This is a genomic window from Ancylobacter sp. G4_0304, assembly GCF_047501495.1.
Lineage (GTDB): Bacteria > Pseudomonadota > Alphaproteobacteria > Rhizobiales > Xanthobacteraceae > Ancylobacter.
In genome coordinates, this window is the sequence record NZ_JAZDRM010000012.1 from 105,457 (window position 1) to 119,796 (window position 14,340).

Here is a 14,340-nt window from a genome sequence, read left to right on the forward strand (position 1 = left end):
TCCTGCGCGTCACCGCCGATCGATCCGGCCGCCCGGCGTACCTTTTGAATGCGATTAGATCGTGAGCGCGACGTTTGCGGGCGCGGCGCGCCGGACGAACATATAGGCGACGGCCTCGAGGTGGAGAAAGTACCGCAGCCGGACGATCAGCAGCGCTGAGAAATCGATGTCCCGCTCGCCGTTGACCAGGCTCTGCATCGAGATGACGTCCTCGTGGCTCGGCCGGACCGGAAAGCTGGGGTGGGAGTGCCACTCGCCCAGATAGTTGAAGCGTTTGAAATCGGAGCCGGTCTTTCGAAAGAAGATGTCGAGCGCTTGCGCATGATGGTCGGGACTGCGGACGAAATGCGCAGCCGTCCCGGTCGTTTCGTCGACCGAGAAGTCGACGATGCGGAAATGATCGGGTGCGACTTGCTCTCCCATGAGGATGCCGCCGATCTCACGCCGACCGGCCCCTCGCAGGCATTTGCGAAGCTGCGCCCGCTGGTCATTCGGAAGGCTGATCGTGACCATCGAACGCCGAGGGCAAGAGTTCGCGCAAGAGCGCAAGGCTGTCTGCGACAGAAGCGGGGTCCTGTTCGGCTTTCCAGGGGGCCGAGCCGGCGAGTTCGATAGGCCATGTCTCAAACGGCTGGGAGAAAATCCAGGCCTTGCGCAAGCCGATCGCATAGGCGGGCGCCGGAAACGCACTGTCCTCCGGCAGGGTGAGCACATCGGTCGCCAGACGCGCGAGGTGACCTGCGATGATGGAAACTTCGGCGTCGTCAGCGACAAGCGGTCCGGCGCTCCCGGCTGCCGCTTCATAGGGGGCCGCCAAGCCGGCGAGCGGGGCGGGGACGCCATGCGCATTGCACCAGGCGTTGATCTGGTTGCGGGCGGCCTGGGGCTCCGGCTCATGGCCCGATCGAACACGCGCCACGAGGCCGCCGATGCCCCCGGCGAACACCTCGCCCCAGACGAGTGGCTTCAGGCTTTCCTTCGCGACCGCGGCGCAGAAGTTGAAGCAATGGGCGTCGGCGGTGGCGTCGATTATGAGGTCGCAGGCGCGCAACGCCGACATCACCGAGTCCGTGGAATCGGCGCTTTCCTGGCCGCCCAGCGCGACACGCCGCACCGTGACGTCGATCGTACCGGCAATCTCGATGAGGCGGCTGCGGACCGCGTCGGCCTTGTGCACGCCGGCCGCGGCGGCGCCGAGTTCGTTGCGCACCAGATTCTCGGCGAAGAAGACGTCATCGTCGACCAGCGTGAACGTCCGCACGCCGGCGCGCGCCAGCATCGCGGCGAGCTTGGAGCCAAGCGAGCCGCATCCGACGATGCCGACGCTTTTTCCGGCGAGGACAGCGTAGTCGTCCGGGAGCCGGCCACCGGTTATGACCTTCAGTAGTCGCGAGCGACCGAAGACGCGCTTCTGGCCGGCGTCATAGGCATAGAAATGTGCGGTCCCGGTCGCGGACGCCAGCACCAAGTCCATTTCTCCGCTGGCGGCGAGCGCAGCCTCGCGAAGCGCTCCGAGGCCAAGCGCGCCGAGCAGGTCGGCGATACCGGTTTGCGTGGCCGCGGGCATCGCCGTCCCTTCGGGCAGCCGAATGGCCTGGCCGCGCTTCGTCGTTTCCCGAATCCCGGCCGGCCATGCACGGCCATCGGTGACGCCGTCGATCTCTGCGATCGTCACCGTGAAGGTATCGGCGTAATATTTCTCCGCAATGCCGATCTCGACCGACTGACCGGGAGCGATCGCCTTCAGGCGCTCTTCCATTTGCCGCGTCAGCAGGAACCGGAAATAGGAGCCGCGCACGCTTTGGCCGAGCGAAACGGCGTGCGCCGAGGGCAGTTCGGGACCATCGACATCGCGTTCACCGGCGATCAGACGATGCGCGCTCTCGATCATCATCGCCCCGGTGATCGACGTCTCCCAATTGTCGGCGCGATATTCCAGGCAGAGATTTCCGCCCGCCCCATATTGGTGGTTCGACAGGCGACTGCCGTCTCTGGGAAGCACGATGGGTGGGGAATTGGGGTGGAATTCGGCATAGGTCATCGTCAGCGGAACGCTGTCGCCGTCATGCTCGATCTCGAAATCGACCGCGAGCGCAGCGCTGTTCGAGAGATGCCAGCGGACGCCCTTGAGCCAGGCGACTCGCTCCGCGAGGTCAGCGACGCCCTGACGTTCGGTTCGCGCGCGAGTCGGATTTTCGAGCCACCAGATCATTCCGCGCCGCCGAACCCCTGCGGCTTGGTTGGCACCCGGCTCCTGTCCGGAAAGGAAAGACCTCCGGCTACGGGCGCCACCGAAGCGGTTTTGAGCAGCGGGGATCGCGCCGGCGGCGGACGGCGGCGGGCCGCGCGGTCGGCCAGCGATCCGCCAACGCCGCGTCCGACCGTCTCGGTGATCACTCTCCTGTCGCTCGACCGGGCTGCCTCGGCGAATTCCGTCCTGGCCTTTTGGAGCCACTCGTAGAACGCGGTCGCCCGCTCGGGATGCTCGGCCCATTTGTCGGCGAAGTTTTCGAGCGGGTCGGTCGGATTCGGGATCCAGTAGCGGTTGTTGTGCCACAGGATATGCTGGTCCATGCTCGCGAGAATCACCGCGAGCGCTTCGCCGATCGTCTCTTCGCCGTCATAGGCGTGGGCCGCAAGGGTGGTGATGATGACCGAGATCGGCCGTTCGTCGCCGCCATGCTCGAAGGTATGGTCGCGGTGACGCTTCAGGATCATGATAGCGGCCTGAAGCGGCGTTCGGACCTTATAGTCCGGGATATCCTCGACGCTCGCCCTCATGCTCTCGGCGAGCACGCGCTTGCGCCGTTCGAACGCGGTTGCCATCCGGCTCTTGAACCACTCGCAGTAGCCCTTGGGGTTCGAGCGCGGCCAATCATCGGTAACGGTGGTGTAGGTCGGCCCCTCCTTGTCGGTGATGGCAATGGCGGTGAGTGTCCAACGCGCGTCATAGCCGCGGGATTCCAGGAGGAGGCGGGCGGCTTGCCCGTTCGGAAGCGCGGGCACGATATCCATATGGAATTGGGCGCCATCGGCATAGTCGAGCACCCAGCAACGGCGACCCTCGCGAAGCGGCTTGTTCATGTTCTGCGCGCGCCGATAGGCCTCGATCTCGGCGCCGAGCAGGGTCTTGAGCTGCTGTTGCGTCAGCGAGGTCTTGCCCAGCTTCTGAAGCTCGCAGACGGAATCGACGTCATATTCCTCGGCGTCGTTCAAGGGCCGGATCGTCGTGCCGAGGCGAAAAGACCCCTGGACGTAGACCTTGGGTCCGTACTGTCGGACGGTCGAGGCGTCGCGGTGCAGCCAGTCGCCCAGTGACTTGTAGCTCCGGTCGGCCTGCTCATACCGGCTTGGCGGCACGCTCAGTTCTTCGGCAAGATCCTCGAGGAATTCCTCGCTCTCGCGGGTGCGCGTCTGCTTTTCCACCATAGGCCTCCAAGGTGAAGCCCACGGTCCGCGTGTGGATGGTCGAACTGCGCGGTTGAGCTTTGAGGATAAAACGTGAACACTATAGCGAATCGGGGCGAAACACCATCATGGCAAAAACGCAAATCCCACAGAAAATTCAGGTCGCCCTTTGGACCAAGGCAGCCGGGCGCTGCGAATACCGCGGGTGCAACGAGGAACTTGTCGGCGACCTGATCGCCGGCCGTGAGGACGGGAAGTTCGGCTTCATCGCGCACATTGTCGCCGACAGTGCCGACGGCCCGCGCGGCGATCCAGTTCGCTCGCCCGCGCTCGCCAAAGACCTGAGCAATCTTATGCTGCTCTGTGCGAAGCACCATAAGGGCGTAGACGTCGATTATCTCGCCGATCATCCCGAGGCCGTCCTGCTTGAAATGAAGGCGGAGCACGAGGACCGGATCGCCATCGTGACGGGAATGGCGCAGGAGCGTGCCGCACACGTCCTCCGGTTCGCGGCGGATATCGGACAGCGCGATGCGCTAGTATCAACGCGATCGATCTTCATGGCGATGCCGCCCGACAGGCACCCTGCCGAGGGCCGAACGATCGATATCGAGTTGGTCGGATGTGACTATGCCGATCATGAAGCGAATTACTGGTCCGTCCAGCAGGAGAATCTGCGCCGCGTGTTCGCGCGCAAGGTGAAAGAGCGCATCGAGCAAAAGGAGATAAAGCAGCTCAGCGTGTTCGCGCTGGCGCCGCAACCGCTGCTCATCGAGCTTGGGCATCTGCTGGGGGATATCGTCCCGGTCACGGTTCATCAGCGATATCGCGAGCCGCCAACATGGCGCTGGCAAGCTGACCAGCCCGCGATCACCTTTCGGGCCGGCGACTATTTCGGGTCACCGAAGGCGGCGGTCGCGCTGAAGCTCGCGCTTAGCGCAACCGTTACAGACGAGCGGATTCGCGCGGTGCTCGGCGACGATGTCGCCATCTGGTCGCTGACGGCCGAAAATCCGCACAACGACATCATGCGCCGTCCGGACGACCTGGTGGAATTCAAGCGCCAGCTTCGACGTCTGCTCGATCGCATCAAGGCCTTTCACGGCGAGGATGCCGTCATCAACGTGTTTCCCGCGTTGCCGAATTCAGCGGCGGTCGAGGTCGGGCGCGTGCGGATGCCGAAGGCCGATTTGCCCATGCAGATCTATGACCAGAATCGGACCGTCGGCGGCTTCATTCCGACCTTGAAAATCACGAGCTGACGGCGACGCGATGCTCCGGTGATCTGTTGCTGGAAACCGCGCCGGCCGGACGGGGCCCGCACAGCGTAATGTGCCCTGCTCGGGGCACGACCAACGGGACGTTCCTTATTCGTTCTTCAGCGCGAACCCGCCCCTTGAAAAAACCGGCCAATGGCCGTACATTGGCGGTGGAGGTTACCATGCCGAACGCAGCATCTAAAACGACTGGCACGCGCACGCGAGCGGAGCGTCTGGAGACGCGTGTCACCGCCGAGCAAAAAAACCTGATTGAACGGGCCGCTGCTTTGCAAGGGCGGAGCGTGACCGATTTCGTTCTGAGCAGCGTCCAGGACGCGGCGCGGCGGGCCATTGAGGAACATAGCCAGCTCGCGCTTTCTGTCCGCGACAGCGAGGCCTTCGTGGATGCTTTAATCAATCCCCGGCCGGTCAATGACCGTCTGCGGGATACGGTACGCCGCTATCGCGAGCGTGCCGGCGTCTAGGGCGTGTCGTCAGGAAGCGACGAGAAGCTGCGCGTCGAGGCGCTGACCTCCGACCACGATCGGGCCAGGTTCGAGAGTGGCGTCGATGCCCTTGATCGATATCTTCGGACCCAAGCCGGACAAGACGCCCGAAAAAACTTGGCTGCGCCGTTTGTCCTGCTCCTGCCGGACGGGACTGTCGCCGGCTACTACACGCTGTCATCAACCGGTGTGCATCTTGGCGAGCTTCCAGCGGAAACCGCGCGGAAGCTGCCGCGCTACCCTCTCGTGCCGGCGACACTGCTCGGAAGGCTTGCCGTCGATCGACGCCAACAGGGCAAGGGATATGGCCGGTTCTTGCTAGCGGATGCGCTTTACCGCGCCGCAGGGAGTGAAGTTGCCTCGTTCGCCGTGATCGTCGACGCGAAAGATGAGGGCGCTCGTCGCTTCTATGAGCGGGAGAGTTTCCTCGCATTGCCCGATCAGCCCATGAAACTATTTCGGCCGATGACTGACATCCGGCGGCTCTTCCGGTGATGCATAACCTGACCGAGGAATGCCTTCGCATCCTGAACAAGGGCTTGTTCGAGATCACCGATCCCGGCTCGCTTCATCAGCCGATCCGGAGCTTTTCGATCCGCCGGGACGAAAAGCTGCAACTCATCTTAGAGACTGAAGCCGCCCCCAATGCGACGTCGGCGGCGATCGATCAGCCGCGAGGCACGGCTCGCATGACGACCGAGCGGGCGCTCCTCCGCAGCGTGGGCGGCCTCGAAGGGGAGTTCTTAGGGCTGGCGCCCTATAGCCAGAACCGCCAGACCATCGGCGTGACTGAACAGCCCCTTAAGGAGCTGGCCCAGGTCCATATCGCCAAGACCAACAACCCTTCCGCGGCGCCCGCGGCATACGTCATCGATTGGCTCGAAAACCTACCCTGGAGCCCATACACTTGGCCGGCGGCCTCCGACGTGGTTACCAGAACCATCACCACTCGGAGAATTTCGCTCAACGACGGCATCACTATCGCGAGCGATACCGACCGTTCCAGCACCTCGTGGAACTCCGCCAAGGTGACGGTGGACGGCACAACCTTCTACGTTTGCGCGCTCGACGGAGAAGACCGCCCCGGTGCCATCAAGCCGGGGTGCATCGTCTACGATGGCGCCCCAGACGACGAGTTCCGAAAGAAGGTCCGCACAGGCCTTTCTTTCGCGATGGGCGTGTACTTGGTTGATCTCGGGACAACCCACTACGACGCCGAATGGAACGTCGTGTCCACGCTCGCGCGAAGCGCTTACAGCCTGCGCCGCCATGCCTTCGACATTGAAACCCTGCAGCTCGCGCCGCTTGGCGACCGCTTCCTGAACGAGATCGGCGCCCCGCAGCTGACGAGGGCGATTCAGGCGTTCGTGACAGCGTTCGACGCCCTGGATCTCGCGAACCTGCATTGGGCCTTCTGGCATGCCTGCGCCGCCACCCCGCACATCGCGCCCGCGCACTTTGGGGCGGCGATCGAGGGCCTCCAGACCGCATACACAAAAGCCAACCTCGGAAAAGTACGAGAGGGCTGGGCCACACGAGCCGAATGGAAAGCGCTCAAGGCTGCGCTCGGCGGCATCATCGACGACGCCGAAATCGCCGACGAGGCGAAGGCGGCTTTGAAGGGCAAGCTGCCCCTGTTCAACGGCATCGATCAGCGCGAGCGGCTGAAGGACGTCATGGCTGCCCTGAACCTTGAGCTGGGCGAAGACGAGGAGGCCGCATGGCGCCGGCGGAACAAGGCCGCCCACGGCACCCCGATCCCTCAGGGTCAGGAGGTGGCGGCGATCCGGGACATGAAACTGCTGCGGGGGTTGTTCCAGCGCCTCCTACTGCGGATCACGAACGCGGCGGATCGATACATCGACTACGCCTCGCCCAAACACGAATACCGGCCTTTGCGCCAAGCGCCGCCGACGATCGGCTAGGCGTCGCCGAGCTCGCTGTTGAAGCCGATCTTCGCCACCTGCTGGGTCAGGCTGTGGTCACTGAGCGCGGTGGAAGTAGGCGCTTCCCCTCGGCAGCCCGGCCCAACCGCGGCTGCACGCCCGATGGGGAGCTGCCGTCGTCTTCCCTAATTTTCTCCAATATTCTATAAACTTTCCCGATCACGAGTCGCGGGCAGGCGCATGACCGACGAAATCCTGACGATCCGGGAGGTAGCGGAACTTCTCAAGATCAATGAGAAGACCGCCTACAAGCTCGCTCTGGCGGGCGAAATTCCGGGCTTCAAAGTCGGCGGATCGTGGCGGTTCCAGCGGCAGGAAATCGCAAACTGGATAAAGCGTAAGGTTGAGGAACAGCAGGGGGGCAGCGGGGGCGCATGACGAACGAAGCCGACACCTGCCGAAAATTCGTCGTGCCCAAGCTGCAATCGGCGGGGTGGGATAACGAACCTCATTCTATCGCCGAGCAGCGCACCATCACGGATGGCCGCGTCATTCCCGTGGGCAAGGGCTTCGTCCGCAAGCCGCCCAAGCGGGTCGATTACCTGCTGCGCTACATGCGGGACTTCCCGCTTGCCGTGGTCGAGGCGAAGGCCAGTTACAAATCCGCGACCGATGCCGTGCAGCAGGCCCGCGACTACGCGGAAATCCTCGGCCTTAAATACGCCTACGCCACCAACGGCGCCGAGATCATCGAGATCGACTATTTCAAGGGGACGGAAACGCGCGTCGCCGACTTCCCTACGCCTGACGGTCTTTGGCGGCGCTATCAGGCGGGTAGCGGAATCGACACGCCCGAGCGGGTGGAGCACCTGATCGCTCCCTACAACACGATCGGCGGCAAGCCGCCCCGTTACTACCAGCAAATCGCCATCAACCGGACGGTCGAAGCTATCCTCGCCGGAAAGAAGCGCCTGCTTCTCACGATGGCGACGGGAACAGGCAAAACCATCGTGGCCTTCCAGATTTGCTGGAAGCTGTGGTCGAGCCGCTGGAATACGACCGGAGAGCATCGTAAGCCGCGCATCCTGTTCCTCGCCGACCGCAACATCCTCATCGACGACCCGAAGGACAAGACCTTCACGCCCTTCGGGGACGCGCGCCACAAGATCGAATCCGGCGAGATCGTCAAAAGCCGGGAAATGTATTTCGCCATCTATCAGGCGCTGGCCGAGGACGAGCGCCGCGCCGGGCTTTTCCGGGACTATCCGCCGGACTTCTTCGACCTCATCATTGTCGATGAATGTCACCGGGGAAGCGCGCGGGACGACAGTTCATGGCGCGTCATCCTTGAGCATTTCAAGCCCGCCTATCAACTCGGCATGACGGCCACACCGCTGCGTGAGGACAACCGCGACACCTACCTCTATTTCGGCAATCCCATCTACGAATACAGCCTGCGCCAGGGCATCGATGACGGCTTCCTCGCGCCCTACCGCGTGCATCGCGTCGTCACCCAATGGGACGCGGCAGGCTGGCGGCCGAGCAAGGACGAGGTTGACCGCTTCGGCCGCGCGATCCCCGACGATGAATACCAGACCAAGGACTTCGAGCGATCTATCGCCTTGCGCGCCCGCACGGAGGCCATCGCCCGCCACCTGACCGACTTCCTCAAGAAGACCGACCGTTTCGCCAAGACCATCGTGTTCTGCGTCGATCAGGAACACGCCTCGGAAATGCGGCGGGCGCTGGTCAACCTCAATGCCGACCTTGTGGCGCAGTATCCCAACTATGTGGCGCGCGTCACCGCCGACGAGGGCGCCATCGGGCGCGGCCACCTGTCGAAGTTCCAAGACCTCGAAACCAAAACGCCGGTTATCCTCACGTCGTCGCAGCTTCTGACGACCGGCGTCGATGCGCCGACCTGCAAGAATGTCGTTCTGGCGCGCGTCGTCGGGTCCATGAGCGAGTTCAAGCAGATCATCGGGCGCGGGACGCGCCTGCGCGACGATTACGGCAAGCTGTGGTTCAACATCCTCGACTACACCGGCTCGGCCACCCGCATGTTCGCCGACCCGGACTTCGACGGCGATCCGGCCCGGATCACGGAAGAAGAAGTGAACGACGCCGGGGAAACCACCGCGACGACGGAAATCGTCCCCGAAGGGCAGGAGCCGGAACCCGCCCCACCCGAGGAAGGCGAACCCGGCGTGATCGAACCGCCGACCGGTGAGCCGCGCAAATTCTATTTCGACGGCGGCCAGGTCGAAGTCGTGGCCCATCTGGTCCACGAGCTTGATCCGAACGGCAAGCAGCTTCGCGTCGTCAAATACACTGACTACGCCGCTGAAAGCGTCCGGTCGCTCGCGCCAACCTCCGCGGAGCTTCGCAGGCGTTGGGCCGATGCCGACCAGCGCAGCGAGATTATTGCCGCCCTGGCCGAGCGTGGTATCGACTTCGACGTGCTGGCCGAACAGACGGGCCAGACCGACGCCGACCCCTTCGACCTGCTTTGCCATCTGGCCTTCAACGCGCCGCTTCGCACCCGGCGCGAGCGGGCGCAGCGCCTCAAATCCGAGCGCAAGGACTATTTCGAGAAATTCTCCCCCGAGGCGCGTCAGGTGCTCGACGAGCTTCTGGAAAAGTACGCGGAACACGGCGACGCGCAGTTTGTCCTGCCGGACGTGCTCAAGGTTCCGCCCATCTCAACCCACGGCCAGCCCGCCGAAATCATCAAGCTGTTCGGCGGCCCCGACGAGCTTCGCCGGGCCGTAAACGACCTGCAAGGATTGCTCTATGGCGCGAATTAAAAAGAAGAACGGCACAGACGCCGCACCGATGACGACCTCGCAGATGCTTGGGAGCCTTCTCAAGTCCGCGCGCGACATCATGCGCAAGGACAAGGGGCTGAACGGCGACCTCGACCGTCTGCCGCTGCTCACCTGGATCATGTTCCTGAAATTCCTCGACGACTTGGAACAGCAGCGCGAGGAAGAGACGGCGCTATCCGGCAAGAAATTCAAGGCCGCCATCGAAGCTCCGTATCGCTGGCGCGATTGGGCCGCTGATCCGCAGGGCATCACGGGCGACGAACTGCTTTCCTTCATCAATTCCGACGAAGCCGTGCGCGCGGACGGGACGAAAGGCCCCGGCCTGTTCGCTTACCTGCGTTCGCTCTCAAGCTCCAACGGCGACAACCGCCGCGACGTGATCGCCACCGTGTTTAAGGGCGTCGATAACCGCATGAAGAGCGGCTATCTGCTCCGCGACATCGTCAACAAAGTTGGCGGGATTCATTTCACGTCGTCGGACGAGCTTCACACCCTCGGCGCGCTTTACGAATCCATGCTCCGCGAAATGCGCGACGCGGCGGGCGATTCCGGCGAGTTCTACACCCCGCGCGCCGTCGTCCGCTTCATGGTGGAAGTCACCGATCCTCGGCTTGGCGAAACCGTCCTCGACCCGGCCAGCGGCACGGGCGGGTTCCTGGTGGAGGCGTACAACCACCTTGAGAAGCAGGTGAAGACCGTCGCCGACCGCAAGCGTCTGCAAGACGACACCATCACAGGCTGCGAACCGAAATCCCTCCCATATCTGCTGTGCCAGATGAACCTGCTGCTGCACGGGCTGGACGCGCCGCAGATAGACCCTGACAACGCCCTGCGCTTCAAACTCTCCGAGATCGGCGAGAAAGAGCGCGTCGATGTGATCCTCACCAATCCGCCCTTCGGCGGGGAGGAGGAGAAGGGTATCCAGGGTAATTTCCCCGAAGACCGCCAGACTGCGGAAACCGCGCTGCTGTTCCTTCAACTCATCATGCGCAAGCTCAAGCGCCAGCCGACTCCCGTGGGGCGCCCGGCGCGTGCCGCCGTCGTCGTGCCGAATGGAACGCTGTTCGGCGACGGCGTTTGCGCGCGGATCAAGGAGGAGCTTCTCAAGGAGTTCAACCTTCATACCGTCGTGCGGCTGCCCAATGGCGTGTTCTCCCCCTACACACTCATCCCGACCAACATCTTGTTTTTCGACCGATCCGGGCCGACCAAGGAGGTTTGGTATTACGAGCAGCCGCTGCCCGAGGGACGCAAGAACTACACAAAGACCCAGCCCATGCAGTTCGACGAACTCAAGGACTGCATGGCGTGGTGGACCCAGCGTGAGGAAAACGATCAGGCTTGGAAAGTGCCGGTTAAGGAGCTGCTCGGCGTCAATTGCAATCTTGATCGCAAGAATCCCCGCGCAAAGGTAGATTTCGTGCACTTACCGCCGGATCAACTCGCCGATGATATTCTCAAGAAAGAACTGCGGATCGCTGACCTGATGCGGGAGATCAAAGCGGTATTGGGGTCGCCTGCATGACGGTGGTGTGGCCCAACGCACCCTTGGGTGAAATCGCCCCGCTCGTGAGACGCCCCATTCTCACAAAGGCCGAGGAACTGTACCGGGAAATCGGGATCCGCTCCTTCGGGAAGGGGGTCTTTCACAAAGCTCCAGTCACTGGATTGGACATCGGCAGCAAGCGCGTCTTCACCGTGGAGCCAGGAGACTTGCTCTTCAATATCGTCTTTGCGTGGGAGGGGGCAATCGCCGTTGCTACCGAAGCCGAACGCGGAATGATTGGCTCACATAGATTTCTGACGTGCGTTCCGGATAGCACAAAGGCTGATGCCAGATTCCTCAAGTATTGGTTCGCGCACGCGGATGGGCGCGAGCGACTTCTTCAAGCGTCACCGGGTGGCGCAGGTCGCAACCGAACGCTAGGTACCGAAAAGCTCGCCGCGATTCGCGTTCCCTTACCGCCCCTCGCCGAGCAACACCGCATTGTCGCTCGCATTGAGGAACTGGCCGCGAAGGTGGCGGAGGCGCGTGGATTGCGAGTGGTATCCGCCGAAGGCATGGACGCCCTAACCACAAGTGCCGCCGCGCGCATCCTAGAGGCACTGACCAAAACTGTCCCCCACCTTGCGCTCGGTTCGCTCGTGACAGTTCGTGGCGGCGGAACACCATCGAAGGATGCACCGCACTTTTGGGGCGGCGATATTCCGTGGATAACACCGAAGGATATGAAGCGTCGTGTGTTGGCCGACGCCGTTGACCACATCACGGAGATTGCCAGCAAGGAGAGTCCGGCAAAGCTCATAGCCCCAGGTGCCGTGCTGGTCGTCGTCCGCGGCATGATCCTCGCGCACACATTTCCTGCCGCTTTGTTGCAGGCCCCCGCGACTATCAACCAGGACATGAAGGCCCTCATCCCTGATGCGAGGATATTGCCAGAATACTTGTGTGCGGTGCTATGGGCTTGGAATCCACGAGTCCTCGGTCTTGTAGATCGTTCGGGGCACGACACGAGGAAACTCAATACAGACAAGTTACTTGCCTTTAAGGTGCCTGTTCCAAGCATCTTGGTGCAGGAACGAGTTGTTGCCGAACTCGATGCCCTTCAAGCCAAGGTCGATGCAGTGAAGGCGCTCCAAACCGAAGCCGCCACCGAGCTGGACGCCATGCTTCCTGCGATTCTCGACAAGGCGTTCAAGGGGGAATTGTGACCACATGGCCGACGATAAGAAAAAACACGAATCCTGAACGCTAAAAAGAGGGGGCGGGATGCACGTTGTACGTCTGACGATTTCCGGCTTCCGGGGCGTGCGTTCTGCGGACATTTCGTTGGGCCGTCATGCCGTGCTGGTGGGGCCGAACAACAGCGGCAAAACCACTGTCGTCGAAGCGCTGGCGTTGCTGTTCGGGCGCGACCGTCTGGTGCGCCGCCTGACCGAACACGATTTTCACGGTAGCGCGCCGGATGAACCCGCGCGCATCCTGTGCATCGCCACCGTGACGGGCTTTACGACTAACGACCCGCATCATCATTCCTCTTGGTTCAGCCCCGAACGAGGGGTCGAGAAATGGTACGACCCGAAGGCCAAGACGCTGAGCGCCGCGCCGGACGCACAGCATACCGGCCTGGCGGTGCAGATCGGCTTTGCCGCGCGCTTCGATCTCGACGAGCTGGAGGCCGAGACGATCCGTTTTTTCGTGGACGACGAGGCGACGCTGGGCGATCCGTTCGCAGAAGACGCGCATCTGCGAACGATTCAGACCAAGGCGCTCCAAGAGTTGGGCTTCTTTCTGGTTCCGGCCTCGCGCACATGGGACCGCTGGATTTCCTTTTCCTCGGAATTGTTCCGCCGCGTGGTAGCGACGCGTGGGGACATGCCCGCACAGGCCGTCCGCGCCGAACGGGCGCGACTCTGGAATCCGCCGGAGGGCGCGCGGCTCGAAGACCAGCCGGGACTTTCCGAGATCGTCAGCGTCGCCAACGACGAACTGCGGACGCTCATGGCCACCGCGCCACGACTTCAATTGCGCTTGACCGCGACCGACAGCGATTCCGTGTTGGAAAGCGTCATGCCGCATTTCGTGCATGGGACCGGGCCGACCCTTCCCTCACAGCGGCAGGGCACGGGCCTTGTCTCCCTGCAAAGCCTTCTATTGCTGATGCAATTCGGCAAGGCGCGCGGAAACCGGCCAGTCCTTCGTGCTGGCCGTCGAGGAACCGGAACTTCATATCCAGCCTTCGCAGCAGAAGCGGCTGGTCAATCGCCTCAACGCGCTATGCAACCAGACCGTCGTCACCACGCATTCGCCCATCGTCGCTGCGATGTTTCCCGCGCCCGACACGCTCTTTGTCGAAACGCGCGAAGGAATCCTGAGCGCCAAGCCGCTCATGGACTCGGTGCCCGCACAGCCGACCAATCACCAGCAGCATCTTCTCTTTGCATGGCGGCAGAAGTTGGTAGCCGCGCTCATGCACGAAAGCGTCCTGATCCCCGAAGGGATTTCAGACGTGGCATGGCTGGAGGCGCTGCAAACCGCCCTTGAACTGCATCAAGGCTGGCAGGACGCCGGGGACGGCGCGCCGCTTCTTTCCACCTTCGTCGGAGTCGTGCCGACCATCGACGCCAAGATCGCCGACACGTTCACCCTGGTCAGCGCCGTTCACGCGCGGCCCAGCATTCTGGTGGATGGGGACAATGACGGGCGTGGCTACTTCGATGCGGTGAAGGCCAGCAACCCGCCGCCGCGTTGCGTGGTGTTTTGGCCGCAGGGCTGGGCGATGGAGCATGTGGTTTCGTGGATCGCGGCCGCAGATGAAGCCGTGATTGTTGATTTCCACTGAGATCTGACCCGGCAGGAGCGGATTTTTCCATCGAGAACTGACCCATGTTTTCACCACGTCTCACGCGGCATCGCGGGGGACAGCGGAGTGATCTACATGGAGTTATTGAG

General features: G+C 62.7%; 12 protein-coding genes and 2 pseudogenes. 11 read left to right on the forward strand and 3 right to left on the reverse strand.

Annotation, left to right across the window (positions count from 1 at the left end):
- Nucleotides 1-54 precede the first annotated feature (54 nt).
- Genes VRZ77_RS09220 through VRZ77_RS09230 form a run of 3 tightly spaced genes read right to left on the reverse strand, consistent with a single transcriptional unit; the run spans nucleotide 55 to nucleotide 3,426 of the window.
- Nucleotides 55-513, reverse strand: a complete 459-nt coding sequence (locus VRZ77_RS09220; protein ID WP_414592361.1) for a Mov34/MPN/PAD-1 family protein — start codon at nucleotides 511-513, stop codon at nucleotides 55-57.
- Nucleotides 488-2,212, reverse strand: coding sequence for a ThiF family adenylyltransferase (locus VRZ77_RS09225; RefSeq protein ID WP_414592362.1), 1,725 nt, complete (start codon nucleotides 2,210-2,212; stop codon nucleotides 488-490). Before VRZ77_RS09225 ends, VRZ77_RS09220 begins: the two co-directional genes overlap by 26 nt.
- A complete protein-coding gene (locus VRZ77_RS09230) occupies nucleotides 2,209-3,426 on the reverse strand; it encodes a nucleotidyltransferase (RefSeq protein WP_414592363.1) in 1,218 nt (405 codons plus the stop codon). Before VRZ77_RS09230 ends, VRZ77_RS09225 begins: the two co-directional genes overlap by 4 nt.
- 110 nt (nucleotides 3,427-3,536) lie before the next feature.
- On the opposite strand from VRZ77_RS09230, the gene VRZ77_RS09235 reads away from it, so the two are divergent.
- The 11 genes and pseudogenes from VRZ77_RS09235 (at nucleotide 3,537) to VRZ77_RS09285 (ending at nucleotide 14,230) form a co-directional block, all read left to right on the forward strand.
- Nucleotides 3,537-4,670 carry an SAVED domain-containing protein gene (locus VRZ77_RS09235; protein WP_414592364.1) on the forward strand — a complete coding sequence of 378 codons (1,134 nt, stop codon included), beginning with the start codon at nucleotides 3,537-3,539 and terminating at the stop codon, nucleotides 4,668-4,670.
- A gap of 179 nt (nucleotides 4,671-4,849) precedes the next feature.
- Nucleotides 4,850-5,152: a DUF1778 domain-containing protein gene (locus VRZ77_RS09240; protein WP_414592365.1), complete on the forward strand. Its 303-nt coding sequence runs from the start codon at nucleotides 4,850-4,852 to the stop codon at nucleotides 5,150-5,152.
- A 3-nt stretch (nucleotides 5,153-5,155) separates the two neighbouring features.
- Entirely contained in the window at nucleotides 5,156-5,668 is a 513-nt protein-coding gene (locus VRZ77_RS09245; protein WP_414592366.1) for a GNAT family N-acetyltransferase, read from the forward strand.
- Complete coding sequence (locus VRZ77_RS09250; protein WP_414592367.1) at nucleotides 5,668-7,098, forward strand: hypothetical protein; 1,431 nt, start codon at nucleotides 5,668-5,670, stop codon at nucleotides 7,096-7,098. The genes VRZ77_RS09245 and VRZ77_RS09250 overlap by 1 nt, the downstream gene beginning before the upstream one ends.
- Nucleotides 7,099-7,299: 201 nt before the next feature.
- Nucleotides 7,300-7,497: a helix-turn-helix domain-containing protein gene (locus tag VRZ77_RS09255; protein ID WP_414592368.1), complete on the forward strand. Its 198-nt coding sequence runs from the start codon at nucleotides 7,300-7,302 to the stop codon at nucleotides 7,495-7,497.
- Nucleotides 7,494-9,866 carry an EcoAI/FtnUII family type I restriction enzme subunit R gene (hsdR, locus tag VRZ77_RS09260; RefSeq protein WP_414592369.1) on the forward strand — a complete coding sequence of 791 codons (2,373 nt, stop codon included), beginning with the start codon at nucleotides 7,494-7,496 and terminating at the stop codon, nucleotides 9,864-9,866. The genes VRZ77_RS09255 and hsdR overlap by 4 nt, the downstream gene beginning before the upstream one ends.
- Nucleotides 9,853-11,412 (forward strand): type I restriction-modification system subunit M, encoded by a 1,560-nt coding sequence (locus VRZ77_RS09265; RefSeq protein ID WP_414592370.1) that lies wholly within the window; start codon nucleotides 9,853-9,855, stop codon nucleotides 11,410-11,412. The genes hsdR and VRZ77_RS09265 overlap by 14 nt, the downstream gene beginning before the upstream one ends.
- The gene (locus tag VRZ77_RS09270) at nucleotides 11,409-12,599 is read left to right on the forward strand and encodes a restriction endonuclease subunit S (protein WP_414592371.1); all 1,191 of its coding nucleotides are present in this window, start codon (nucleotides 11,409-11,411) and stop codon (nucleotides 12,597-12,599) included. The genes VRZ77_RS09265 and VRZ77_RS09270 overlap by 4 nt, the downstream gene beginning before the upstream one ends.
- A gap of 58 nt (nucleotides 12,600-12,657) precedes the next feature.
- A pseudogene (locus VRZ77_RS09275) lies at nucleotides 12,658-12,864 on the forward strand (DUF2813 domain-containing protein); the annotation flags it as partial.
- Between the two features lie 724 nt (nucleotides 12,865-13,588).
- Nucleotides 13,589-13,651, forward strand: a pseudogene (locus VRZ77_RS09280) (hypothetical protein); the annotation flags it as partial.
- 246 nt (nucleotides 13,652-13,897) lie between these two features.
- Nucleotides 13,898-14,230, forward strand: coding sequence for a hypothetical protein (locus tag VRZ77_RS09285; protein ID WP_414592373.1), 333 nt, complete (start codon nucleotides 13,898-13,900; stop codon nucleotides 14,228-14,230).
- Nucleotides 14,231-14,340 lie beyond the last annotated feature (110 nt).

Excerpts from the sequence above, each read along its gene's own strand:
- VRZ77_RS09235 (WP_414592364.1), top strand. The coding sequence starts at position 3,537 with ATGGCAAAAACGCAAATCCCACAGAAAATTCAGGTCGCCCTTTGGACC.
- VRZ77_RS09270 (WP_414592371.1), top strand. The coding sequence starts at position 11,409 with ATGACGGTGGTGTGGCCCAACGCACCCTTGGGTGAAATCGCCCCGCTC.
- VRZ77_RS09240 (WP_414592365.1), top strand. The coding sequence starts at position 4,850 with ATGCCGAACGCAGCATCTAAAACGACTGGCACGCGCACGCGAGCGGAG.
- hsdR (WP_414592369.1), top strand. The coding sequence starts at position 7,494 with ATGACGAACGAAGCCGACACCTGCCGAAAATTCGTCGTGCCCAAGCTG.
- VRZ77_RS09255 (WP_414592368.1), top strand. The coding sequence starts at position 7,300 with ATGACCGACGAAATCCTGACGATCCGGGAGGTAGCGGAACTTCTCAAG.
- VRZ77_RS09250 (WP_414592367.1), top strand. The coding sequence starts at position 5,668 with ATGCATAACCTGACCGAGGAATGCCTTCGCATCCTGAACAAGGGCTTG.
- VRZ77_RS09225 (WP_414592362.1), bottom strand. The coding sequence starts at position 2,212 with ATGATCTGGTGGCTCGAAAATCCGACTCGCGCGCGAACCGAACGTCAG.
- VRZ77_RS09220 (WP_414592361.1), bottom strand. The coding sequence starts at position 513 with ATGGTCACGATCAGCCTTCCGAATGACCAGCGGGCGCAGCTTCGCAAA.
- VRZ77_RS09265 (WP_414592370.1), top strand. The coding sequence starts at position 9,853 with ATGGCGCGAATTAAAAAGAAGAACGGCACAGACGCCGCACCGATGACG.